We start from the raw sequence: 24,939 nt of genomic DNA on the forward strand, positions 1-24,939 counted from the left end.
ATCTTTAAATTCTCTAAATCAGCTCTTAATATGCAATCCTCCCGAAATTTATTACTAGTCTTCAGTTTAACAATTTTTCAAACACTTTTTTCTCAGCAGAGGTCAGAAGAACTTCATAATGTCATAGAGCAGGTTCAGGACCATAAAAGTTATGAGGTTAAGGAATTCCCTTTAGGCCTCTATACAGAAAATCACTACCGCAGAGAATCGCTTTTTGCAAGCGAGCAATTAAAAATGCTGAATTTATTAAATGCTTCTGAAATGTCCCAAACAGACATGATCTCATTGGAGCTTTTAAAATATAAACTTCAAGAAACCATCGATACTTTTGAATATAAATTATACTTGAACCCTTTGCTATCAGACTCTGGCTTTCATTTGAGCTTGCCTTATAATGTCACACAACTAGCAGACTATTCTCAAGTAAGAACATACCTAAACAAATTGAATGCGATTCCGGAGTATGTAGATCAGCATCTCATTTTACTCAGAAAAGGATTGGAATTAGGTATCACCCAACCCAGAGTGATCTTTGAAGGTTATGAAAGCACCTATAACGATCAACTAGTAAAAAATTACAAAGACAGCTACTATTATTCCCCTTTTAATAACCTTCCATCAACACTTACAGCTTCACAAAAAGATTCAATTTTAGATGCTGCAGAAAAAGCGATAAAGCAATCTGTATTACCAGAATTTAAAAAGATCAAGAAATTCTTCGATAAAGAATACCTGCCTAAAACTCGTACTAGTTTAGGAGTTTCAGAAATTCCCAATGGGCGAGAATTTTATCAGAATAGACTGAATTATTATACCACCCTAGATCTAACTGCAGAAGAGATCCATCAAATAGGATTAGATGAGGTAGCGCGCATTAATACAGAAATGAAGCAAATTATCGAGGAGGTGAATTTTGAAGGTTCCTTCGAAGAATTTATACTCTTCTTAAGAACCGATCCTCAGTTCTATGCAAATACTCCAGAGGAACTGTTAAAAGAAGCTAGGAACATTTCTAAAAAGATAGATGCCCAGTTACCAAGGTTCTTTAAAAAGTTACCACGTAAACCTTATGGCGTTACGGCAGTACCCGATGCCATTGCTCCAAAATATACCACAGGAAGATACATCTCTCCACAAGAAGACACTCAGCCTGGCTATTATTGGGTGAACACCTACGATCTACCTAGTAGACCGCTTTATGTACTGCCATCGCTTACGGCGCACGAGGCAGTGCCTGGGCATCACTTACAGATCTCGCTAAATGCTGAATTAGGAGATAGCATTCCTAAATTTAGGAAACGCTTTTATCTTTCGGCTTATGGCGAAGGTTGGGGATTATATTCGGAATTTTTAGCCGAAGAAATGGGCATTTACACTACTCCTTACGAGATGTTTGGAAAACTCACTTACGAGCAATGGCGAGCCTGCAGATTGGTAGTAGATACCGGAATTCATGCTTTAGGCTGGACCAAGAAACAAGCAGTTGACTTTTTAAGAACTAATACCGCTTTATCTTTTCATGAGATCAATACAGAAGTAGACCGATATATTTCTTGGCCGGGACAAGCGGTTTCTTATAAAATTGGAGAGTTGAAGATTCGGGAATTACGTAAAAAAGCCGAAAAGGAATTAGGGGAGAATTTCGATATCCGCGATTTTCATGAAGTAATCCTTTCTCAAGGCACAGTGACCTTGGCGATAATGGAGCAATTGGTAGATAATTATATTGAGAGAGAAAAAATTAATCCATAAAAAATGTTCTTCGTCAAAAGAACCTTTTTGCATTATTTACTGTCATTTCGAAGGAGCTTTTTTCGACTGAGAAATCTCTACTTTACTTGAAGCAACCGATTGGTTGGCGCGGATTTGAAAACCGCGCCAGCACATGTGTCATTTCGAAGAAGCTTTTGTCGACTGAGAAATCTCTTCTTTACTTAAAGCATCCAGAGCTTGAGATCTCTCCCTATTGTCGAGATGACAAACTCAAAAGAGCATGCCCAACAAATTGTCATTTCGAAAGAGCTTTTTGCGACTGAGAAATCTCTTCTTTACTTAAAATATTCAACTCCATTGAGATCTCTCCCGATGGTCGAGATGACAAACTCACAAAGTCATGCTCATCCATGTGTCATTTCGAAGGAGCTTTTGTCGACTGAGAAATCTCTTCTTTCTTTAAAGCATCCAGATCCATTGAGATCTCTCCCGATAGTCGAGATGACAAACTCGACTAATCTTGCTTAACAAAAATGTCATTTCGAGAAACGCCGATTGGTTAGCGCGGATTTGAAATCCGCGCTAGCACATGTGTCATTTCGAAGGAGCTTTTGTCGACTGAGAAATCTCTTCTTTCTTTGAAGCATTCAGATCCATTGAGATCTCTCTCGATGGTCGAGATGACAATTGCATTAGAACCCGATTGGTTGGCGCGGATTTGAAATCCGCGCTAGCACATGTGTCATTTCGAAGGAGCTTTTTGCGACTGAGAAATCTCTTCTTTCTTTAAAGCATCCAGATCCATTGAGATCTCTCCCGATGGTTGAGATGACAAGCTCGACTAATCTTGCTTAACAAAAATGTCTTTTATAGAAACCCTGATTGGTTGGCGCAGATTTGAAATCTGCGCTAGCAATATTGTTAATCATTACCTTTTTTATCGGTTAATTTTACTGTAGGTTTTTCTTCGTCAGTATAAGTTATTCGAACGTTTACACTTTTTTGAACTTCCACTAGGTTTCTAGCTTTTTCAGGTTCAATGATTTTCCCAAAGTAATAAAAGATGGCTCCATCTGCGACCAGTTTCTCAAAAATAGGTGGTGCTGGAGGCGAAGGTGGTGGTGGAACATCTTCTACAACGGTTATTATTACCGGTTCATTAATAGGAGGAATCGGTGGCGGCGCTATCATATCTGAAGCTGGATGTGGTGCCGTGATACGATCATGTTCGGATTTGGGTGGTGGCGGAGGTGGAATCACTCCACGTAAATCATTCTCCATGGTTGGCATTGGTGGTGGCGGTGCATTTTTGGGAACTATTATTTCAGGAAATTTCTCAGATCGCTCTCGTTGTTCCTTGGTCATCCTATCGAAAATATAAACCATTAGGCTTAATTCTTCTCGGCTTATTGTTCTCTCATTTTTAGGTAAGGCATTGTACTTCTTAGCTAATTTATTGTATTCGCTAATCATTTTCTTAGTGGCAATATCTTGAACCAAAACTGAAGTTTCGGGCTGAGTAATTATGTCACTGGTATTGGAATTCGCTAGCTTACTTACTTCTTTCTTAGTGCTAAAGCTATAAAGCAATAGCGCAAGTAATGGAATTACCAGAACGGTTTTTACCATGATCATTTTTTTAGACGTGTGTGTTTTCATAACTGTAAATCGTTTTTTGACCTGCCCGAATTTCCCAAAACTAAATGTCTTTCCAAATACGGTCAGGCGGGTTGATGAATAATTAAAGGCATTAGCCAGATTGCTTGCTTCAGCATTCGATGAAAATGCCAACAAGGTTCTTTGATATATGGATGTTTCTATTCCGTTTTTTATAACCGACTGATCGGCCAAAAATTCATGATTTAATTTAATTGCATTTTTTGCCAGATAAATCAAGGGATTAAACCAGAATATAATTTGTAATATTTCCATGAATAGGATATCCAAGCTGTGTAATTGTATTGCATGTGCTTCTTCATGAACAATAACTTCCTGTGGAATTTGTTTGTTAATGAACTCTTCTTTATTAAAGAATAAGTAATTGAAAAAAGTGTGTGGTACTATTTTATCACTTAAAAGAACACAGACGAAACTTTTGTTTTTAAGCTTCAGGTTTTGTTGAATTCTTAGTAGAATTTCAGCTAAATTATTAAAAAACTTAATGCTGAAGATAACAACTCCTAGTCCGTATATAATCCACAGAGGTTTGGCTCAGTTTAGTTTTGAAGAAGTATCAGTTTCAGAAATTAACACTGAAGAACCAGAAAATTGCTGAAGAGAATCTGTAGATGCCTCTACATAAGTTGTAAACGTAATAAAAGGAATTATGAGAGCTATAAAAACAGAACCTAATAAATAAAACCTTTTAAACTGATGCATGGTTTCATTTTCTAGTAGTAGTTTATAGAAAAGCAACAACATAGTTAAGCAAGCAGCGGAATTTAATAAATACATTTCCATAACTATTTACTTTTAATTTCTTGATCTATAATTTTTCTAAGCTCCTCCAATTCGGTCTTGCTCAAATTGGTCTCCTTGGTAAAAAAAGAAGCAAATTGCGAACTGGAGTCGTTGAAGAAATTTTTTATAAGTCCGTTTACATGTTTGGAGAAATAATCTTTTTTTTTCACTAAAGGAAAATATTCCCGAGATCTTCCCAACTGTATATAGTCTACAAATTTCTTATCCTGCATTCTTTTCAACAAAGTCGCCACCGTTGTAGTTGCAGGTCTAGGCTCTGGATAAGCTTCAATAAGATCCTTCATCAATGCTTTTTCCTGTTTCCAGAGGATCTGCATTAGTTGTTCTTCAGAATTTGATAATTGCATATTACTTCGAATTATTAGATTGCTCTACAAATGTAGAGTAAATATTTCTTTCTACAAACATAGAGCAACTTTATTTCAATTTAATTCTTCCATTTAATTTCCCGTTAAGTATCCTGAACCTATAAGGACATCATTCTGTCCCGAACCATCCTATCGTGTGGACATATCTTTATGAATGGTCCACCCTTCCATTGCGGCTTTAAAATATTTCAATCCTATCCATAGGGTTGTTATACCTGGATGTCTTTTGCTTTCATACCCTTTCCAACCACCAAGTCTAGCTATCGCCCAAACATATCTTTTTAGCTCTTTTTTCTTATAGTGGTTTTTTTGTTTCTCTGTTTTACCTTCCAGACTTTTTATTTGGTGCTCTAAAAACTCTTGCTCTTCTTCTGTAAAACAGCTATCGGCGCTCATCTCTCTTTCTGGTTCTGCATATGCTAGCCGCATTAGGAACAGTTTGATGACGACCTCCATTATCAATAAGCTTAGTTTTCTTACCGATGACCCATACTCCAGCTCTGAAGCCTCAACATTGTAACCCTCTTTTTTTAATATTTTGAACACCTCTTCTATCGTCCATCTCCACTTATACCATTCCACGCACATTTCTGCCATTTCTATTGTCTGTATAGGCAAGGTTGTCAATAACCTCCAACATATTCTATCGGGGCCAATATAGTTCGCCTCTTTGGCCTCTACCAGATATAGTTTTATGCTGGATGCCACTCCTTTGCTTGTTGCGCTGGTTCTTTTGAGCTCCACCTCTTTATATCTGATTTCAATTTTTGCCGTCCTTTTTTTTTTGGTCTTTGCACAGGCATCCACCTGTACCTCATAAAACCCTTGACAGGGTTGATCTTCCAGGCAACTGAATAATTTTGACCTATCTGCCAATGTTCTATCCACACGAGCTCTTATCAACAGATCTGTTTGTGCATCTGGTATGATTGCAAACTGTTCGTAAATATCCCCTTCTCTATCTTGTATGATCACCATTCCCTCTACCACATCCCGTAGTGAGGCCTGTGTGTTTTTGGACACCTCTATCCATTTATAGGATTCTTTTTCTTCTATGGGCAGTTTACCGTACTGTCTTTCATGCTTTGATTTGAACTCTAAGGGCCTGTTCCAAACTTTAATATCAGAATAGCCGTAGGGGGTACCAGTCACGGCATCCAAGACCAAACTTGGATGAATAAAGAATCCCAATCCTTGGGAGCCCTTTGCATTGGTAGTGCCCACAAAGCTATCTTTGTTGATCCTTTTGCCATGACTGCTTAAGTTGATTTCTGTGGTATCTTGGATACAGACAACGAATCTACCGGCACATGCCGTCCGGCAATTATGAATCAAGTTTTCTATAATATCTTTTTCACTGACCCTGTCGTTCTGCAAAAAACGGTAAACCGCTTTTGCCTCTGATTCATTCCTGCTAATCTGACGGATTGAATGGACGCTCTTACTGAATAGATCCGATAAAATCTTATTGCCTCTGTAAACTAAACGTTTATCCTCTAGGTCTGTGAATCCCCTTTTCATTTTATTAGCAAAACTATTATTAGTCAGCTAAAATATTAAAAAATTGTGTCCACACGATAGGAGTCTTCGGGAGTTTCAGAATCTTAAAATACAGTATATTAGAAACATTTAATAGAGACCCTGAAATAAATTCAGGGTGACGAAATAATTGTTACAACAAAAAAAGGATATACATATTCCATTTCTATCTTTTAAGGATTCGGTTATCTTTACCTCCAAAACATATAACAATGAGTACAGAACAAGAATTATTTCAGCGTAGCGGATCAAAGTGTGAATTATGTGGAGCAACAGAAGACCCTCAGATCTACGAAGTGCCGGAAAGCCCAACAAAGGGTACCGATAGCGCAATTCTTGCTTGTTATACTTGTAAAGAACAGCTTGAAGATCCTGAAAAAGTTGAGGCTAATCATTGGAGATGTTTAAACGACAGCATGTGGAGCACTATTCCCGCAGTACAAGTGGTTGCTTGGAGAATGCTTACCAAACTTAAAAATGAAGGTTGGCCACAAGATCTTTTGGACATGATGTATATGGAAGAAGATGTGAAAGAATGGGCAAAAGCAAATGAGGTTGCAGATCCATCAGCAAAAACTATAGTTCACAGAGATAGTAATGGAGTAATTCTGGAAGCAGGAGATTCTGTGGTGCTTATTAAGGATCTAAAAGTTAAAGGAAGTAGCATGGTTGCCAAACAAGGAACGGCAGTACGCCGAATTTCTCTAGATCATGAAAATGCCGAATATATTGAAGGTAGAGTAGATGGGCAGCAAATTGTTATTATCACCCAATATGTGAAGAAATTATAGATTTTACTCTTATAACTTCTCGACTCCGTTCGAAGTGACATCAAAAAATAATCCCTCAGATTATGCCGATAAACGCAAATAAATCTGCGTAAATCTGTATGATCTGCGGGATGTTTTACTTTAGTAACCTGTCACATTGAGCCCGTCGAAATGTATTAGCAGTATAAAAAACAAGCATAGGAGCTATCTGGACGCTAGGTGACAGCAAAAATAATCCCGCAGATTACGCTGATAAATCTGTGCGATTTGCGGGATGTTTTTATTCAATTCAATAGGCAACTTACTTCTTCGTCATCGCGGTGAAATGTTTGTAAAACAAGGGAATCGTTTTTATGCCTTTTAAATAATTCCAGATACCAAAATGTTCATTTGGCGAGTGAATAGCATCACTATCCAATCCAAAGCCCATTAAAATAGTCTTACTTTTCAGTTGTTTTTCGAACAGTGACACAATTGGAATACTTCCTCCACTTCGTTGTGGAATTGGCTCTTTTCCAAAAGATTCTTTATATGCATTACTCGCTGCTTGGTACTCTACGGTATCAATTGGGGTAACATAAGCCTGTCCTCCATGATGAGGCTTCACTTTCACTCTTGTTCCTTTAGGCGCAATACTTTCAAAATGTTTTTTGAACAATTCTGTGATCTCCTGCCAATCTTGATTTGGTACTAATCTCATACTTATCTTAGCAAAAGCTTTACTAGCAATTACCGTTTTTGCACCTTCTCCTGTATATCCGCCCCAAATACCATTTATATCTAATGTTGGTCTAATGGAATTACGCTCATTGGTAGAATATCCTTTTTCGCCATATACAGCCTCGATATCCAAAGCATCTTTATATTTTTCTAATGAAAATGGCGCCTCTGCCATTTTCTCACGTTCTTCTGTACTAAGTTCCTCTACCTTATCGTAGAATCCAGGAATAGTAATATGATTATTTTCATCGGTTAATGAAGCGATCATCTTTGTAAGCACATTAATAGGATTTGCAACCGCTCCTCCGTACAATCCACTATGAAGATCTCTATTTGGTCCCGTAAGTTCTACCTCAACGTAACTCAACCCGCGTAAACCTGTGGTAATAGAAGGCGTGTCTTTTGCGATCATTCCCGTATCGGAAATCAAGATCACATCATTCGCTAACTTTTCCTTATTACGCTCTATAAACCAACCCAGACTTTCACTTCCAACTTCCTCTTCTCCTTCTATCATGAATTTCACATTACAAGGAAGACTCCCTGTCTTGGTCATATATTCCAATGCTTTTACGTGCATATACATTTGTCCTTTATCGTCACAAGCTCCACGAGCAAAGATGGCTCCTTCAGGATGTACCTTTGTGTTTTTAATAACCGGTTCAAAAGGTGGGCTGTCCCAAAGCTCAATAGGATCTGCTGGTTGCACATCATAATGACCGTAAACAAGCACTGTTGGAAGATCTTTATCAATTATTTTTTCTCCGAAGACAATTGGATATCCAGGAGTCTCACATATTTCTACAGAATCACATCCTGCTGTTTTCAAAGCATTTTTGACGGCCTCGGCTGTTTTCAAAACATCCTTTTTAAAAGAAGGGTCTGCGCTTACTGAAGGGATCTTCAATAATTCTATCAGCTCTTCTATAAACCGATCTTTATTTTCTTCAACATATTTATCTAAATTCTTCATGCTATTTTTTTTGAAATCAGGTAAAGGTAATAAATTGATATTTTCTTGTTGGACTATTTGAATATTGAAACATTTATGTATATTTGCAGCCGCTTATCTAGGTAAGCATTTTTACAACGAGTCCTAAGTGTTGTAAAATGGAAATGCAGGCGTGGTGGAATTGGTAGACACGCTAGACTTAGGATCTAGTGCCGCGAGGTGTGGGAGTTCGAGTCTCCCCGCCTGTACAAAGGAAAAGCCGACTTTAACGAGTCGGCTTTTTTATTTTGGTACAACATAGGTACAGCAAATTCTCGTTTTTCATTGCTTCATTAAATTTGGTAATAAATCTCATCATTTTATCATCTTCACAATTAATATCAGCAGGATCAAAATAGAAATTATTCAAGCCCTATTTAATACCAAAACTATTAATTTACTTTGCGGACCATTCGAAAATGTATTCGCATATTTGATTGTCTAATATTTTGGATCAGGAAGGTTTTCAGATATCCTTTTTGTTGATGATGAGTTTATTACATTATTTGATAGGATTGATTTCGTGAAAAAAGGACAATATCAAACTGTGGCGAAATCGAGGAAGATGTTCTCTAAACTATCCTTGACAGGAATTTAAGAGAAATGAAAAACCCCAGACATTGAGTACTTTTATAGAAGTTAAGACGTGCAATACTTAATCAAAATCTATACTTATGCGAGCTTCAAATTCCAATACACAAATCCAACAAGAACTTGTAAACAGTATCATTCATGGCTTTGGAATTATTTTTGGCATCGTAGGGATTCCTATCCTGATAGCCTTTGCCATAAAAAGCGATAATGCACCTGGTATTATTGGCGCAGCAATCTATGGATTTTGCTTTTTACAACTTTTTACGTCTTCCACGCTCTATCATGGCTTTCAACATGTCGAGGCAAAACGGGTTTTCGAGATCCTTGACCATATCAGTATTTATTTCCTGATAGCTGGCACCTATACGCCGTTCTTATTGATTTATATGAACAATCCTTTTGGTATTACTTTGCTAATTATACTTTGGAGCCTGACCGCGATCGGGATTGTTTTTAAGATATTCTTTACCGGCAAATGGAATATTGTTTCAACGCTGGCTTATATCGCAATGGGAGGTATTATGGTGGTTGGCGGACGTACTTTCTTTGATGCAATTCCTCCCATGGTTATGGTAATGATTCTTATAGGAAGTGCTCTTTACCTTTTGGGTGTTATCTTTTACCTTTGGGAAAAATACCCCTATAACCATGCCGTTTGGCATTTTTTCGTATTGGCGGCCGCGGTTTGCCACTATGTAGCTATTTTAATGGCGGTTTAAAAGTTGATAAATTTACTTATTACTTTTATCTTCTATCAAAGATAGCTCAAGTAAACTAGTTTTTCTTCAACGAAAACAAATGCTTCCTTTTAACTTGGTCTAATGGCACCCTATGGTAGTGGTGGATTTTAATATTAGGATTTTTTTGGTGTCATTTTTTAACTCCTAGATTGGGCATCAGCCAAGTGATAAATAACAGATTGACCTGTGCTAAAATTCTTTCCATGGTCATACATATGCCAGCCAATTAATACGGAATAAGCATATTAAGCCGGCTACAGAAATTCGTACACTCACATAAAAAAACATGAAACTTTCCTCATAATAAGCGAAAGAATATATTCATGCTATTTTTACCAATATTGTCGGATTTAAAATAGATTGGCTTATTTTTCAAGACTTTGGAAGGGGAAGCTTCGAGATGATGTTGCCATCCTTTATGCATAGAATTTTTTTAATTTATAGATCCACTAGAGACCGAGACTCCGTTAGTCGATTAAAATTATGGAGATTAATGATTTTCTGATAGGCGTTTTTAAACCATCAATAACTGCTCAAAACCACGTTCATAAAACAATTGTCTTTGGCGCTCAGGAACTAAAATACCGCCTGTGGCCCAAGCAATATGAGATGCATTTTTCATATTGAGAAAATGGGTTTTTGCACATCCCGTTTTTTCCATCATTTGAGGCCCAACTAAACCAGTAGTTGCTATAGGTTCGAGAAAAATGTTTTCACTATCTTTTAATTGAGTTAAAAGCTTAAAAAGATGCTCATCTTCAATGGTGAGGCAGGATAAAAGCTACTGGTTTATTAGGCTCAGGTATGGGTATACAATGCCTCAGTTTAACGATTATCCTATGCACAGTGGGAACGTTCACCAATTAACCATTAGAATTGGTGGAATGTATAGAGGGATTAAGCGCGTATTGTAGTTCCTCCAAAAAATTGATAGTTTAGCCTAAGTAAAAGATTTCACGCAAATTTCCTACAGGATCCTTGGAATAGTTTATAGAAGTTGTAAAAGACCAAAATTAAAAAAAATTCTGTATATCCGAATAGTGTCCTATAGGGTAACACCTTCTCGACACCCTGAGAAAATCGTCAACCTGAAACCCGCCCGTACCGTTCGGGCGGGTTTCAGGTTCTAAAGGAATGAGAAATTACCCAAGCGAAAGATTCTGAAATGCATTACCATTGACGTAATCTCAAGAATACGGAAAACACTCCTTTTAGTCGATAAAGATTTGTTTAATTTTTAAGGTTGCTCATTTTTTTGCCTGTCCAAAAAAACGAACCAAAATAAGGGCATTTTTTTGTAGGTGTTTCCAATTATGCTACCGCATAATTAGAACCGTACTTCCCCGGAATAAATTTTCTCCAAGGTTTCAAAAATTTATTTCGGGGAAGAACTACATTTGCAAAAAAGAAGATCTTAACACTATAAATCTGCTAGGAACCATCATGCGTCATTTTCCTACGCTAGATAAATTTTTTTATCATTAGTCTCAGGATGACGTCCTTTTGATTGTTGGAATTTAAAAAATGGAAGAGAATGATTATCATCAATCTGAGCTTGCCCACCCGTAACGTTCAGGCGGGTTTCAGGTTCTAAAACAATTAGAAGTTGCCCAAGCGAAAGATTCTGAAATGCATCCTGGGCTATCGGAACGGGGAATAAAAGCCTCAATCAGGGATTTAATCATTTAAAACCTTTCCCTTATTTATTGTGTCCTTAACAATCGTGAATAAGTCCTTTATTTCAAAGGGTTTTGCTATAAAATTAGTGGCTCCAGCCTCAATGCAATTTTTCTTGGCTCCATTGAGCGCAGACATCATAAGGATGGGTGTATTTGAAATAGTATCTGTTTTTCTAATTTCAACGCAGATATCTGTTCCGTCCATCCCGCTTAATAATTTATCCATTAATACTAAGTCAAACTCATCTTCCAGAAGATTTTTGATCGTTTTATCGGGTATCCTTAAAAGACTCACTTCATATCCATTTAATTCGAGCAGGTCACAGATCATAATTCCCAGGTTATGATCATCCTCGACCAGTAAAATTTTATCCATCTTAAATTTTTTTAAATGTAGCTAATTATACCTTCGCTTGCTTTAAAATAGTCTCAATCTTTAAAAAGAGGGTCTTCATCTCAAATGGCTTAGATATAAAATCTGTAGCCCCGGCCGTCAAACATTTTTTTTTAACTCCACTAAGGGCAGACATCATTAGTATAGGTACGTTAGCGGTAGTTTCATTTTCCTTTAGTTCCTTACAAACCTCTATACCACTCACCCCAAATATAAACTGGTCTAACATAACCAAATCAATAGCATTCTGGAGAATGTTATCCACTGTTTGCTCTGGTTTGTCAGAAATAAATGCCAAATATCCTTTAGATTCGAGCACGAATTTTAGCATTTCTCCTATAATGCGGTCATCATCGACCACCAATATCTTATTCATCATTGTTCCTTTTCATATCTGTCTTAGTATTGACGGGCAGGGTAAAAATAAATTCTGAACCCTTTCCTTTTTTGCTCTTCACACTTACCTGGCCATTGTGCCGCTCTATGATCTCCTTGGCTAAATACAACCCGATCCCAAAACCAGAAAAGGTTTCCTCATCCTTTCCACTTACACGGTAAAAACGCTTAAAAATATTTTGTTGATCTTTCTTTTCAATACCAATTCCATGATCTTTTACAATTACAGAAACCGAATCATCTTTTGTTTGAATAACCTTGATCTCAATATTCTGGTCATCTGGTGAGTACTTAATGGCATTGGTAATAAAATTGATAAGCACTTGCCCTATCCTGTCCCTATCTGCATTGACCAGACAACTACTTTCTATCTGCAAGCTAATATGGGTTTGTTGATAGGCATATTTAATATCATCAATGGTGTCCTTAACCAGTTCATTTAAATCAAATATTTCACTTTGCAAAAAGAGTTGATTGTCTTTAATCCTATCAACATCTAACATTTCAGAGATCAATCGGGTTAATCTGGTTATTTGATTATCAATGCGTTGCAAGGACGATTTTATAGGCAGGGAATCCCATTGAATTTCCTTATCGTCTTCCATCAAACTCAACAGGAGTTGTGTGTATCCCTTTATGGAAGTAATAGGGGTCTTGAGCTCATGGCTTACCATTTTAAGAAAATCCTCTTTGCGTTTTTCCTCTTCTTTTAATTTCTGTATTTGGGTATTTGCACCTAACCACATAATGATTTTTCCCGTTTCATCTTTTACGGGGACGGCGCGGCTGAGGTGCCATTTGAAATCCCCGTTTTTATCAAGAATTCTCAGTTCCATCTCAAAATCGTTACCGGTTTTCACTGCTCTCATCCAGTTTTGTTCGGCTGTGAGCAATTCATCTGGATGCATCAATTTTCCCCAGCCCTGTTTTTTTAACTTTTTCATACCCCATCCCGAAAATTCTGTCCAGACTTTATTGTAATAAAACACCTCCCCATCAACGGTAGTATTGGTTATCATGTCTGGCACCAGATCTGTCATTTGGTGGTAACGGGCCTCACTTTCCTTTATTTCTTTATTGAATTCTGCCTGTGCCGTGACCTCGATGGCGATAGCCGCAACCCCCACAATCTTTCCTCTAACATCCCGTTGAGCCTGGTACACAAAATTGTAATACGAGAGTTCCATTTTTCCTCCCCGTTCTAGGTTTACGGGCATTTCATGGGCATAATAAGGTTTTCCGGTCCTATAGACTTCCCGTAAAAGTTCGCCCAATCCCTGTTCTTCGAGTTCGGGAACCGCATCCAGGTGTGGTTTGCCTATAATCTCTTTCCCTCTTCCCAGTTGCTTTAAAATAGCATCGTTTGCTACCGTGAGTATGAAATCTTCACCCTCGAGAATAGCGATCAAGGAAGGCGAAGAGTGAATCATCTCGTGATAGCGGTGTACGCTTTCCTCCACCTTCTTTCGGGCAAGCACCTGCTCGGTTACCTCGGTGGCTACTACCATGATTCCTGTAACTGTGCCGTCCCCGTCACGCATTGGTTGGTATACAAAGTTATAAAATCCCTGTTTGTTTTTGTTGTTTCTGTTAATTTTCACTTCCAGTTCTTTGCCGTAATAAGGTTCCCCACTTTTTAGTACGCCATCAAAAAGCTCTTTGATTCCCTGAGTTTTCAGCTCTGGCAGCGATTCAAAAATGGACCTGCCAATAAAGTCTTTTTCTTGTTCTACCAACTGTAAGTAAAAATCGTTGGCCAGTTCTACCTGATAATCGTCTCCTTTTAAAAACAGAATGGCCACTGGGGCCTGCATCACGAGGTTTCTAAATTTCCCCACAAGTTCCTGTTCTTTATCCCGAAGATGCTTTTTTTCCGTAATATCCTCGATGGTTAATAGCACCATTTTTCTGGATTTGTTTTCTCCTTTTATCTCCCGGGCATTTAAGAGCATGGTGCGCTCCCCGATGGATTCGAAGGTGTGGGTCATCTCAAAATCCACAAAGCTTTCCTTTTCTGGCAGTATAGATTCCAGCAGGCTTCTCAATCCAGGGATATCCCACTGTTTATTTCCCAAATCATATATCAATCTTCCAGTTGTCTCCGATTCTTTTACCTCAAAGGTTATATAAAAAGAACTATTAGCGCTAATTACCTTGAGATCTTTATCCAACACCACCAAGGGTTCACGCACAGTCTCGACTACCACTTCGGCAAAATTACGCTCTTCGGTTACTTGTTCATTCAAACTAACAAGTTCCTGGTTTACAGATGTAAGTTCTTCATTGGTGCTTTGTAATTCTTCTTTGCTAGTTTCCAACTCTTCATTCAGACTTTGTAATTCTTCACTACTACTTAGCAGCTCTTCGTTGGAACTTTGAAGTTCTTCGTTGGCAGCCTCTTGATCTTCTGTGATTTCGAGAATGTCTTCATGGGTCTGTTGGAGTTCTTTCTGTAGTTGTGCTATTAACTGATCCTTAGGATCTGGCCCGGTTTCATTTCCCTTATCTGCAGTAATTTCCACTGTGTTAGCTCCTAAGGCTTTGGCATGAAAAAGCACCATAAAATAAGGCTCGGCCATATTGGGAAGTGGAACAACCTCCAAAGAAACAACTAAGGTGGTATTTACCACTTTTATAGGGATATTTTCCTTTTGCACCCTCTCATTGTTCTTTTTTGCCTTTTGCAGTAAGCTGCGCAGCTCAAAAGCCAATCCAGACCTTGCAATTTTAACCAAGTTATAGCTAGGCTTGCCGGTTTGTTGTTGCAGGTAGTTTCCTGTATCGCCCTTAAAATACACTATATCCAAAACTTCATTAACCACCACCCCTGCCGGGGTATAATCATTTAGTAAAAGGGTATTTGCCGCTTTTTCAAAATTGGTGCCTTTTTCTTTGGTTTGAGCAGCACGATCGCCCCGTTCAGGGCGGAATTTCTTGGCAACATGTTTAGGAGGGAGGATTAATTTACCAGGCACTTCTTTACGGACATATAACTTACTGGCCTTATCTTCCCTGGCAAATAATTCACTCATTGTACTGCCTGTTTCAGATTTGCCCAGCAATAAAAAGCCTTTTGGTTTTAGTCCATAGTAAAAAGTGGTGAGCGCCTTTTTTTGCAAATAGGGTTCCATATATATCAGAACATTACGGCAGCTGATTAAATCCATCTTCCCAAAAGGAGGATCTTTCAAAAAATTCTGCTCGGCAAATACGCACATCTCCCGCACCTCTTTATTAATCCGATATTTGTCATTGGACTTAGTAAAGAATTTACGAATGCGCTCCGGACTAAGGCTCGAAAGTTCATCCTTTTTATATATGCCTTTGCGAGCCTTTTCAATGGCTGGTTCACTTATGTCGGTTGCAAAGATTTGTACTTTTCCGCTAAGCTTACTATTATCTCCCATCTGCTCCCTTAGGCAAATGGCGAAAGTATAGGCTTCCTGTCCCGTGCTACATCCCGCTACCCATATCCTTATTGGATCAGCATTCTTTCTATTGTTTAAAATATGTGGGAAAACCGACTGACATAGATGATCGAATATTTTTGGATCCCTGAAAAAATCGGTTACAGGAATCAATAGATCCTGATATAATAGATCTTTTTCCCCATTGTTATTTTGTAGAAAATTAAAATAGGCATCAATATTTTTGCATTTATTGATTGAAATCCTGCGCGCTATTCTTCTGCTTATTGTAGTTTTTTTATAATAAGTAAAGTCTGTCCCTCGGCGCTCATGCAACAAATCCAATATTTGCTTTATCACTTTAGAATTTTCTTCTGAATTTTCTTTTGAATTATTTTGTTCCTCTCCCTTATCCTTATTGCTTTCACGTATTAACTCTGCAATTATTGCCGGGATCTTTTCAGGTGGCAATACAAAATCTACAATGCCCGCTTTTACAGCATTTCTAGGCATGTCGGGCCACTCGGCAGAAGCTTCATCCTGGGCAAAAGTAGTCCCGCCTTTGTTTTTAATAGCTTTAAAGCCTTCAGTTCCATCGGAACCAGATCCCGATAAGATAACCCCAATAGAATGAGATTGATGTACATTGGCAAGGGAATCAAAAAAGAGGTTTATGGGTAGATTAGTTTTACCTTTTTCTGGTTTTGGCCGTGGTTCAAGTTTTAATATGCCATCATTTGCCATGAGCATTTTGTTGGACGGTAGAATATAGATATTATCTGGTTCCACATCCATATCATCGGTAATTTCCAAAACCGGGATTTTAGTAACCTTTTGTAAGATTTCGGGTAAAAGGCTTTTATGGTCGGGATCGAGGTGTTGTACAAGAACGTAGGCAATACCCGATTTTTCGGGAATATTTTTTACAAAACTTTTAAATGCATTTAAGCCTCCCGCAGAAGCGCCAACTCCCACCACAGGAAATTCATTCTTTGACTTAATAAGTTTATCTTTTTTCAAATTTTAGGATTCTTATGGAGATTCTGTTAAGAAATATAACCGAACTTATCGGGTTTTCAAGTAAAAAGCAAGGTTTTACAATACTTTTAACGAAAATGTAGAAAAATAAGAAGGGTGCCAATATTTGAAACAAGCTCATAGCCTACAAACACACCTCCATTTAAATGCTTGGAATTGGTCTTGCCTAAAATCGATTTCATTTTTTGCAAGTGTTTTCTTGAGTTTTTTCATACGGCAAGTTCAGCTTTACGAATTAGCAAAAAATGTCCTTCTGAACATCGTGAAGAATCTCAATGAAGCAGGATTAAAGTTTAAAAGGGATTCCTCCTCCGTCGGAATGACAAAAGGTTCTTAGTTCTTAATCATGAGCAGAGCAAAAAATGTCCTTCTGAACATCGTGAAGAATCTCAATGAAGCAGGAGTAAAGTTTAAAAGGGATTCCTCCTTCCGTCGGAATGATAAAAAAATTTGTTTTAGTTAATCCATAAGAATGTCGTGAGTCAACTCCCTAACAATTTAAAAATTCTTCAGAATTAGTTTGAAGCGCCTCTTTTAAAAATCTATTGAACTTCTAAAAACTATATCTTCTATATCCTCAGGATTTAACTGATATTGGCTTAGTGACTTTTCTCCAATAATGAACAAATCGTTATTACGGATAATAATATCGAAGGCATCTTCTTCAATACCTCCTACAAGATCTGGTTGTGCCGGGTTAGTAACATCAAAAACACGTACCACATCTTTATCGGTAACCAATAAATGATTTCCGTAGAGACCAAGTCCAATGGGACGATCTAGAGTAATGGTAGTAATCAATTCTGGTCTTAAGAGGTCTTGAGTATTATAAACTTCCAGCTGATTTATATTTCCAATACATACCGCATTGGTATGAAGCGTTACATAGGTATAATCACCAGAAGAAACCACCGGATCACAACTACGCACATGTTCTACTTTAGAGAGCTGCAGTGGAAATTTAGGATCGGAAATATCAAAAATAAACATTCCAAGACGGCTACCTACAAACAAATATTCATCTAAAGAATAAAGGGTTTCTATATCGAAACCTATATGTTTCGTTCCTACAAAAGTTGGTTGTGCAGGATTTGCAATATCAAAAATCCTCAGGGATTGATCATCTACTGTATATAAATAATCTCCTACAAGCGAAAATCTTGCAAGGGAACCTCCTGTACCATCTACTGAGGCTGTTGGCGAATTATCCCCTTCTGAACTACAACCAATAAACAGTATGGAAAGACAGAGTAGTATAACTTTTTTCATCTTCTTAGTTTAGTTGTTGATAGCCTATTACAATTTCATTTTCGGGAACATTATAAAATGAGGGCTCTAGTCCTTCAGGAGAACGCAGTGCAGGAAAAACGTTACGCTCCCGGTGCACAATATTTAATGAGTTAGAATCAAGCGAATAGGTAAAAGCAACAAGATCTACCGCATGATGCACATATAAAATATTGTTTCGAATAGCCAGATCTGTAGCTAATGGAATTTTTATGAAGGCAACAGGATTAGGATTAATAGGATCGGTATTATCTATAATATGAAAGCCTTCCCCTAGTTCATTTAAGTAAATAAGATCTTCTTTTACATAAATTTTACCAGAGTTAATTACTGGACGTTCACCCATAATACTTATACTCTTTTCAAAATCCTGACGGGATTGAGTTATGGGTTTAAAATTACTCCTGTTAAGATCGTCATCGCTTCCAGTTCCAGGCCAACAGGATTGCAATATTAATAATATTGAGAAACAAAATAGAAGTTTTTTCATAAAGCAACTCTTATAATTCATAAAAATGAATCTTTCCAAAATTTCTGCGGGAAAAAATAAAGATTTGATAAATATAATTAAATTTTTATAAACTATAGGTTCGTAAAACTCATAAATACTGGTGATTCGTTTTAAGTCTTGCTACTACTCCATCTTAAAAATTAGCCTGAATATAGCTAAAGTTTAAATTCAAAACAAACTAACGGTAAAGCCTAAGCATTAATAAATTTCATACTTAAGTATAGCTTACTATGGAATTGATAGTGTTGGTGATTTACTCACATATCAAAAAGCTTTCTTACCCACTCACTTATAAAAACAATCTCAAACAAACGACGTTTTAAATTCTATACAAAAAAGGCTAATTTAGCACTCATTTAATTATATAATATTTTATTGATGTTCCAAATTCTATTGAAGCGTTTCAAATTACTTAGCATAATTATAAGTTTAGTTTTCTGCGCTAGTACACAAAAAGCCATTTCCCAAGAACAAAATAAACAAGTTGCGAAACACCTAATCTTAATTGGGGTTGACGGTTTTGGAGGCTACGCTTTCGAAAAAGCTAAAATTTCGAACATCCGTAAAATGATGAAAAATGGAAGTTATTCCCTAAAAGCAAGAGCTGTGCTCCCCTCTTCCAGTGCTGTGAATTGGGCTTCTATGCTTATGGGATCTGGTCCGGAATTGCATGGATTTACCGAATGGGATAGTAGAGAACCTGAATTACCTTCAGCAAATCTTGGTGAAAGCGGTATCTATCCAACTATTTTCAGTCTAATAGACACACAATTGCCAAAGGCAAAAAAAGGAGCTATTTATACCTGGGGTGGAATTAGGAACCTTTTTGAAAGAGAACTTGTAGACTTGGATTATAATGCTGAAAATGATACACTAACGCTTGAAAAAGCTACAAAATTTATAACCAAAGAAAAACCGGTTTTCACTTTTATACATTTAGATGACGCCGATCATACAGGACATAAAATCGGCTTTGATTCCCCTGAATATTATATGGAAATTGAAAAGATTGATGTTCTTGTTGGGAAGCTGATCGCTAGCCTTGAAGATAAAAATTTAATGAAAGAAACCATCATCATTTTAACTTCAGATCATGGGGGAAACAGGAAAAGTCATGGCGGGAAAACCTTAAAAGAAGTTGAAATTCCTTGGATCGCGTATGGGAAAGGAATATCAAATCAAGGAGAAATGAGCACTACCATAGTAACCTACGATACGGCAGCTACGATTGCGTTCTTATTAGGACTCGAAATACCTGAATTCTGGAGAGGGAAACCGGTTACTGATATAATTTCGAGCAAATAACACCTCCTACTTTTAACATACAACCCAGAATTGAAAGCATTTCAGAAATAAAACTAGTTGGAAAAAATATGAAGATGTCCTTTTCCAATCTCCAAACTCAAAATCTTTGGAAAAATTTTATGCCTCGCAGAAAAGAAATAGCGAATGTCTTGGAAAACAAGCTCTTTTCAGTAGAAGTATACAATACTGCGAACTTTTTCAAAGATTTTGATCCTACACTAGAATTTGAAAAATGGGCTGCAGTTGAGGTTTCTCATTTCGATACTATCCCATCAGAAATGGAGACTTTAATTATTCCTTCCGGGAAATATGCTGTTTTCAATTATAAAGGAAGAGGTAGTGAGGCTTCAGAAGCTTATAGAAATATAATCCAAGATTGGTTTCCAACTTCAGAATATAAATTGGTTCATCGTCCGCATTTTGCAGTGATGGGCGAAAAGCACAAAAATGAAGATCCCACTTCCGAAGAAGAATTATGGTTCCCCATAAAAGCAAAATAAATAATTATAGAGTCAGTAAGTAATTTCATGTTCAAATATTCATGGGTGCTTCGGATGTAAGGTTGAGCATTTCGACTTCACTTAATACAGGCTAAAGTCGATACCTGATTTTTACATATTAATAGTTCTCGACTGCGCTAGAACAGACTAAAAATCTATTTTTATATTATTAACAATCAATTAGTCAGGACTATAAATTGTACGCATTTAACTACCGACCTTTAAATAACTAAATTAGTTTCCATTTTCAAAAGCAAACTATGAATAGCAAAATAGTTAAAATCCTCTTCCTACTATTTCCTTTAATTTTAATTTCTTCATGCACTTCATGCAAGAACATAGAAAAAACAGCAGGAGATAAATATATACCAGACGATCCTGGATTATACGAGGAAATTGTAAAAATGGACACTCAGTTTTTTGATGCTTATAACAGTTGCAACTTAGAAATGCAGAAATCCATATATGCTGAGGATATAGAATTCTTTCACGATCAAGGCGGATTGATGACTTCAAAACAAGGAATTCTGGATGCAACAGAAAAAAATATCTGCGGAAAAGTTACAAGGCATTTAGTGCCTGGCAGTATAGAAGTCTACCCCATAAAGGATTTTGGAGCAATAGAATTTGGCGAACACACATTCAAAAACAACCAGGAAAGTGCAGACACTCCTTCTCAAATTGGGAAATTTGTGATCTTTTGGGAGAAAAAAGAATCGAAATGGTTTATCACTAAAGTTGTTAGTGTGCATTAGCTTATAAAGGCAAAAAGGGATTTATTATTTATCAAAATCTCTTTTCAAATCTCCCTATAATTTTAGTAATTTTCCGCCGTAATAACTGCCAACACCACTTTCATGGAAATATTTTTACAAGCAGATACTTGGATTGCCCTCCTTACATTAACCTTTATGGAAATTGTATTAGGAATAGATAATATTATTTTTATCTCTTTAGTTGCAGCAAAACTGCCTAAACATCAGCAAAAAAAGGCACGCCTAGGCGGACTTTCTGCCGCATTAATCATGAGGGTTTTACTGCTTTTGAGTATCACTTGGATCATAGGACTTACAGAACCTGTACTTACTTTTGGAAGTTTCGAATTAAGCTGGAGAGACATCATATTAATTGGAGGTGGAATATTTTTACTGGTAAAAAGCACTCTAGAAATTCATCATAAAGTGGAAGGCCAGCATGAGGAACAAACGGTGAAAAGCGTTAGTTCTTTTGGATATGCGATCGTTCAAATCATGCTCTTGGATATTATATTTTCTTTCGATTCTATTTTAACCGCTATTGGTCTTACTGACCAACTATTATTAATGATCATCGCAGTGGTAATTTCTATAATTGTTATGATGATTTTTGCGAGACCCGTGGGAGATTTCGTGGACAAGCATCCTACAATTCAAATTCTTGCTCTTTCCTTTTTAATTTTAATAGGAGTAATGCTAATTATTGAAGGAGCTCATTATCATGTACCAAAAGGCTACATCTATTTTGCAGTTTTCTTCTCCTTATCTATTGAAATGCTGAATATGAGGTTTAGAAAGAAGAATAATTAAAGCAGAGAACTATTAATTCAATTAGTATTGTCCAGTAAAAAAATTCAGAATTTCGGTGAGGCTAGAAGTAACGTGGATTAAGACTGTTTTCAAGGTTTAGGAGCTTGCCATTGGAAAACAGAATTATTTTTCCTTTTTGAAAAATTCATAGAGATTAAAATATTGATTTTCAATTAGTTGAAATGAAGTCTTACGTCTTGAATCTAGCAGCGCAGCGATCTTATATCTTTTGTCGGACGACAGTGAAGATCAATCTAAAATTTCATAATGAATTGGCTTAAAGCTGCCGTTATTACTGTCTTCTGCAGAACATGCGGTTAAGGCAACAATAAGATCCATTTGAGCCTGAAATAGCAAATAATCCCCCGCTTTGCTTAATGGCGGGTCCACACGTAACTTACCGTCTGCAGCAAACTGCACATTCATAAAAATATTGAAAGCTGTTGGCACATCATCTGGCTGGATGTTGAACTTTTCGAGATTAGTATATAAATTTTCAAAACAACTCGGGTGATACTCGGGATTGTTATACATTATCTGAAATGTTTCCGGACTACAAGGAGCTAAAAGAAAATCGTTTCTACCATTGGTGTCTTCCAATATTTCCATCATTTTTCTACTGCGATTACTCCACAAAAAATTCCCTTTCGTAATAAGTATATTTTCCTCAAAATCTAAGGTTTTTCCTGAAGAAATTTTCTCGCGGGTATCTTGTGCATTAAAAAGAACCATATCACTCACCTGCTCTCCTAGGGGATCCAAAACTTTTAATTTCTGTCCTTTCTTTAAAGTAAAAGCAGCTCCAGTTTGTTTTTTAATGACTTCCATTATTTTCTTCTTTAATGTTTTTACTCAATTCCCTACTCAACGCATCTCCCTCACTTAAATGATCTATTACAGATTCTACATCCTCTTTTTTATAAGTCTGATGCAATTTTGCCACTCCTTCAATTTTAACCGGCTCTGCCCAAAACCCCGTTATTAATGGAAGGTGATCTTCTAACATTTGCTTAGGTAGATCTTTATAATATAATGGCTTCGTCTGATTTTTTTCAAATCTATGAACCAAATTCTCTAAAGACGTTTCTAGCTCTTCTCGGGATTGTAATTTTAATTTAACGTTTACATGCACTGCAGAATAATCCCATGTGCTAATATCCTTTTCCTGATACCAAGAGGAAGAAACATATCCATGAGCCCCTTGAAAGATCATTAGAGCCTCTGCATCATTTTTTAAATATTGAAGTTGTTCGTTATGGTTGGCAATATGGGAGTACAATCTAAATTTTTGAGGATTTCCCTCAACGAGAACAGGAATATGGGTCGCCAAAAGACGTTCCCCTTTCAGAATAAAACTCGCGAAAGGATGTTGTTTAATGAATTCAAATAAATATTCTGGGTCTTGCTTCTTATATTTCTTTGGCTGATACATGTATTAGATTTTCCCAGAAAGAAACGGACATTTCCATTCATCTCCAACTTTTCTTCCGCTGTATTGTCTGGCTTCACTATTCTCACCAAAATCCTGAAGCACTGGGTTTATATCTCCTTGCAGTTCTGTATCTCTCTCCCGAATCTTATCTCTTACAACCTCATAGGTTCCCATTTCCCGCAACTTTTCAAATTGCCAGTGCAAATTAAAAGCGATTGCAGGATAAGGAGTTTGCCTAGCCATTCTCGAACTGTTTGGATGTAATCCAACGATATAGAAAGCTTTCCCGCCTAAACTGAAACTGAAATCTTTATTAGAAGAATCACTACTCACAGCAGGGTCCCAAGAATCTGTATCTACTTCATGTAAGAAATCCAGCTGTTTCCAAAGAATCTCCTCGAATTGCTGCTCAGTAAAGGTTTTTCTTCCTTTGAATACAGCCATAAAAGTCAAAAAATCATTCGATTCGAAATCATAATTTTCGATATATGCCCTGAGATCCTTAAGGATTTTTATTGCAGTATAATTAGAACCGAAGTTATCATATACATGAAAATCGACTTTATCCATACTAAAAACAGTTTGCGCCATTAGACACGGATGATTTTTTTTAATGATAAAATTTTGAAATTCAGCTTTAACCTTTTTATTATCATCTACACCTAAGCGTTCATGTTTTGCTTTGTTTTCAATTACCGGCCTCATGATCTTAGTTTTTTGGTTGTAAAAAGTAAATTTATAATTACAAGTTTAATTTGTGAAAGTGTTTAAGAATAAATTAGTTTAACTTTAAAAAAGATTAACATGGTATGGAAATAATAAGAATATTAGTTCCTGGAGTACTAGCAACCTCTATTATAACATTTTTCAGCTATATTATTTCGAATATAAGATATAGGCAATTTAGAGAGCCCGAACTGCTTAATATTGTATTATCAAGATCAGATTTTTTAGATTAGAGTTATCAAAAAACAGCAGTACGGGTTGGATATTACATTACTTGATTGGATGGTTATTCGTTTTGGTTTTTGAAATGGTTTGGAAATTAGAATTTGTTCCATCTCCATTATTTCAGGAGCTCTTTTGGGTTTTGCAGCAGGAATTATTGGCGTTTTCGGTTGGAAATTTTTCTTTTAATTAATCAAAAATCATCCAGAAAGAAATTGGAATATTAAATATTATCTGCAATTAATTGTTGCGCATGTTATTTTCGGAGTGAGTGCTGCTATAATTTATAAGATTTGGCAATCTTTTTAACGATATTTCAACATAAGGTAAAGCATTATTCCATTCAGAGTTAGAGAAATACTGTTAGTAGCAATTATGGGAATATCATTTTTAAGAACTCCATAGACTACCCACAAAAAAATTCCGACAATTAAAATACTGAACATTGTTGGGGAGACATCTTCTACTTTTTTAGTTTCCCATGCTTTTTTTATCTGAGGGATTACTGCTACTGTAGTGCATAGCCCCGCAGCCAATCCTATAATATTTATCCATTCCATA

The 24,939-nt window shown here is 36.7% G+C and carries 22 protein-coding genes and 1 tRNA gene; 8 read left to right on the forward strand and 15 right to left on the reverse strand.

Annotation, left to right across the window (positions count from 1 at the left end; translation table 11 throughout):
- Window positions 1-30 precede the first annotated feature (30 nt).
- Window positions 31-1,752 carry a DUF885 domain-containing protein gene (locus tag H033_RS0100555; RefSeq protein ID WP_026836574.1) on the forward strand — a complete coding sequence of 574 codons (1,722 nt, stop codon included), beginning with the start codon at window positions 31-33 and terminating at the stop codon, window positions 1,750-1,752.
- A gap of 882 nt (window positions 1,753-2,634) precedes the next feature.
- On the opposite strand, the gene H033_RS19285 is transcribed toward H033_RS0100555, so the two are convergent.
- The 4 genes from H033_RS19285 to H033_RS19290 all read right to left on the reverse strand — a co-directional run bounded on the left by H033_RS19285 (window position 2,635) and on the right by H033_RS19290 (window position 6,083).
- Window positions 2,635-3,645: a M56 family metallopeptidase gene (locus tag H033_RS19285; protein WP_051227713.1), complete on the reverse strand. Its 1,011-nt coding sequence runs from the start codon at window positions 3,643-3,645 to the stop codon at window positions 2,635-2,637.
- A 279-nt stretch (window positions 3,646-3,924) separates the two neighbouring features.
- Window positions 3,925-4,167, reverse strand: a complete 243-nt coding sequence (locus H033_RS21890) for a hypothetical protein (RefSeq protein WP_231367520.1) — start codon at window positions 4,165-4,167, stop codon at window positions 3,925-3,927.
- An 8-nt stretch (window positions 4,168-4,175) separates the two neighbouring features.
- On the reverse strand, window positions 4,176-4,541 hold the full coding sequence (locus tag H033_RS0100565; protein WP_026836575.1) for a BlaI/MecI/CopY family transcriptional regulator: 366 nt from the start codon (window positions 4,539-4,541) through the stop codon (window positions 4,176-4,178).
- A 150-nt stretch (window positions 4,542-4,691) separates the two neighbouring features.
- The gene (locus H033_RS19290; RefSeq protein WP_051227717.1) at window positions 4,692-6,083 is read right to left on the reverse strand and encodes an IS4 family transposase; all 1,392 of its coding nucleotides are present in this window, start codon (window positions 6,081-6,083) and stop codon (window positions 4,692-4,694) included.
- A gap of 230 nt (window positions 6,084-6,313) precedes the next feature.
- Between H033_RS19290 and H033_RS0100575 the strand changes: the two genes are divergently transcribed.
- Window positions 6,314-6,892 carry a PhnA domain-containing protein gene (locus H033_RS0100575; RefSeq protein WP_026836576.1) on the forward strand — a complete coding sequence of 193 codons (579 nt, stop codon included), beginning with the start codon at window positions 6,314-6,316 and terminating at the stop codon, window positions 6,890-6,892.
- Window positions 6,893-7,172: 280 nt separating this feature from the next.
- Here H033_RS0100575 and H033_RS0100580 read toward each other — a convergent pair whose 3' ends face one another.
- A complete protein-coding gene (locus tag H033_RS0100580; protein ID WP_026836577.1) occupies window positions 7,173-8,564 on the reverse strand; it encodes a dipeptidase in 1,392 nt (463 codons plus the stop codon).
- Window positions 8,565-8,709: 145 nt separating this feature from the next.
- Here H033_RS0100580 and H033_RS0100585 point away from each other — a divergent pair.
- Together H033_RS0100585 and trhA are read left to right on the forward strand one after the other, a co-directional pair.
- Window positions 8,710-8,791, forward strand: a tRNA-Leu gene (locus tag H033_RS0100585).
- Between the two features lie 465 nt (window positions 8,792-9,256).
- On the forward strand, window positions 9,257-9,895 hold the full coding sequence (gene trhA, locus H033_RS0100590) for a PAQR family membrane homeostasis protein TrhA (RefSeq protein ID WP_026836578.1): 639 nt from the start codon (window positions 9,257-9,259) through the stop codon (window positions 9,893-9,895).
- A 535-nt stretch (window positions 9,896-10,430) separates the two neighbouring features.
- On the opposite strand, the gene H033_RS21895 is transcribed toward trhA, so the two are convergent.
- From H033_RS21895 to H033_RS0100630, 6 genes are all read right to left on the reverse strand, one after another.
- A complete protein-coding gene (locus H033_RS21895; RefSeq protein WP_155827669.1) occupies window positions 10,431-10,580 on the reverse strand; it encodes a hypothetical protein in 150 nt (49 codons plus the stop codon).
- Between the two features lie 1,013 nt (window positions 10,581-11,593).
- Window positions 11,594-11,971, reverse strand: a complete 378-nt coding sequence (locus tag H033_RS0100605; protein WP_026836580.1) for a PleD family two-component system response regulator — start codon at window positions 11,969-11,971, stop codon at window positions 11,594-11,596.
- Window positions 11,972-11,996: 25 nt separating this feature from the next.
- Window positions 11,997-12,368: a PleD family two-component system response regulator gene (locus H033_RS0100610; RefSeq protein WP_231367521.1), complete on the reverse strand. Its 372-nt coding sequence runs from the start codon at window positions 12,366-12,368 to the stop codon at window positions 11,997-11,999.
- Window positions 12,358-16,812: a CheR family methyltransferase gene (locus H033_RS0100615; protein WP_026836582.1), complete on the reverse strand. Its 4,455-nt coding sequence runs from the start codon at window positions 16,810-16,812 to the stop codon at window positions 12,358-12,360. Before H033_RS0100615 ends, H033_RS0100610 begins: the two co-directional genes overlap by 11 nt.
- A gap of 552 nt (window positions 16,813-17,364) precedes the next feature.
- Entirely contained in the window at window positions 17,365-18,099 is a 735-nt protein-coding gene (locus tag H033_RS0100625; RefSeq protein ID WP_026836583.1) for an LVIVD repeat-containing protein, read from the reverse strand.
- 4 nt (window positions 18,100-18,103) lie between these two features.
- Window positions 18,104-18,607 carry a hypothetical protein gene (locus H033_RS0100630; protein WP_026836584.1) on the reverse strand — a complete coding sequence of 168 codons (504 nt, stop codon included), beginning with the start codon at window positions 18,605-18,607 and terminating at the stop codon, window positions 18,104-18,106.
- A gap of 399 nt (window positions 18,608-19,006) precedes the next feature.
- Between H033_RS0100630 and H033_RS0100635 the strand changes: the two genes are divergently transcribed.
- The 4 genes from H033_RS0100635 to H033_RS0100650 all read left to right on the forward strand — a co-directional run bounded on the left by H033_RS0100635 (window position 19,007) and on the right by H033_RS0100650 (window position 21,998).
- Window positions 19,007-19,933 (forward strand): alkaline phosphatase, encoded by a 927-nt coding sequence (locus H033_RS0100635; protein WP_051227719.1) that lies wholly within the window; start codon window positions 19,007-19,009, stop codon window positions 19,931-19,933.
- A gap of 29 nt (window positions 19,934-19,962) precedes the next feature.
- Window positions 19,963-20,433 (forward strand): GyrI-like domain-containing protein, encoded by a 471-nt coding sequence (locus H033_RS0100640; protein WP_316928617.1) that lies wholly within the window; start codon window positions 19,963-19,965, stop codon window positions 20,431-20,433.
- A gap of 260 nt (window positions 20,434-20,693) precedes the next feature.
- On the forward strand, window positions 20,694-21,188 hold the full coding sequence (locus H033_RS0100645) for a nuclear transport factor 2 family protein (RefSeq protein WP_026836587.1): 495 nt from the start codon (window positions 20,694-20,696) through the stop codon (window positions 21,186-21,188).
- Window positions 21,189-21,290: 102 nt separating this feature from the next.
- On the forward strand, window positions 21,291-21,998 hold the full coding sequence (locus H033_RS0100650) for a TerC family protein (protein ID WP_026836588.1): 708 nt from the start codon (window positions 21,291-21,293) through the stop codon (window positions 21,996-21,998).
- Between the two features lie 249 nt (window positions 21,999-22,247).
- Here the strand turns inward: H033_RS0100650 and H033_RS0100655 are convergent, their stop codons facing one another.
- The 4 genes from H033_RS0100655 to H033_RS0100675 form a co-directional block, all read right to left on the reverse strand.
- Complete coding sequence (locus H033_RS0100655; RefSeq protein ID WP_026836589.1) at window positions 22,248-22,826, reverse strand: DUF1989 domain-containing protein; 579 nt, start codon at window positions 22,824-22,826, stop codon at window positions 22,248-22,250.
- Window positions 22,813-23,430 carry an FMN-binding negative transcriptional regulator gene (locus tag H033_RS0100660; protein WP_026836590.1) on the reverse strand — a complete coding sequence of 206 codons (618 nt, stop codon included), beginning with the start codon at window positions 23,428-23,430 and terminating at the stop codon, window positions 22,813-22,815. Before H033_RS0100660 ends, H033_RS0100655 begins: the two co-directional genes overlap by 14 nt.
- Window positions 23,431-23,433: 3 nt before the next feature.
- Window positions 23,434-24,135 (reverse strand): guanitoxin biosynthesis heme-dependent pre-guanitoxin N-hydroxylase GntA, encoded by a 702-nt coding sequence (gene gntA / locus H033_RS0100665; RefSeq protein ID WP_026836591.1) that lies wholly within the window; start codon window positions 24,133-24,135, stop codon window positions 23,434-23,436.
- 548 nt (window positions 24,136-24,683) lie between these two features.
- Window positions 24,684-24,938 (reverse strand): SemiSWEET family sugar transporter, encoded by a 255-nt coding sequence (locus tag H033_RS0100675; protein ID WP_026836592.1) that lies wholly within the window; start codon window positions 24,936-24,938, stop codon window positions 24,684-24,686.
- Between the last annotated feature and the right edge of the window lies 1 nt (window position 24,939).

The organism is Gillisia sp. JM1, assembly GCF_000424645.1.
Classification (GTDB): domain Bacteria; phylum Bacteroidota; class Bacteroidia; order Flavobacteriales; family Flavobacteriaceae; genus Gillisia.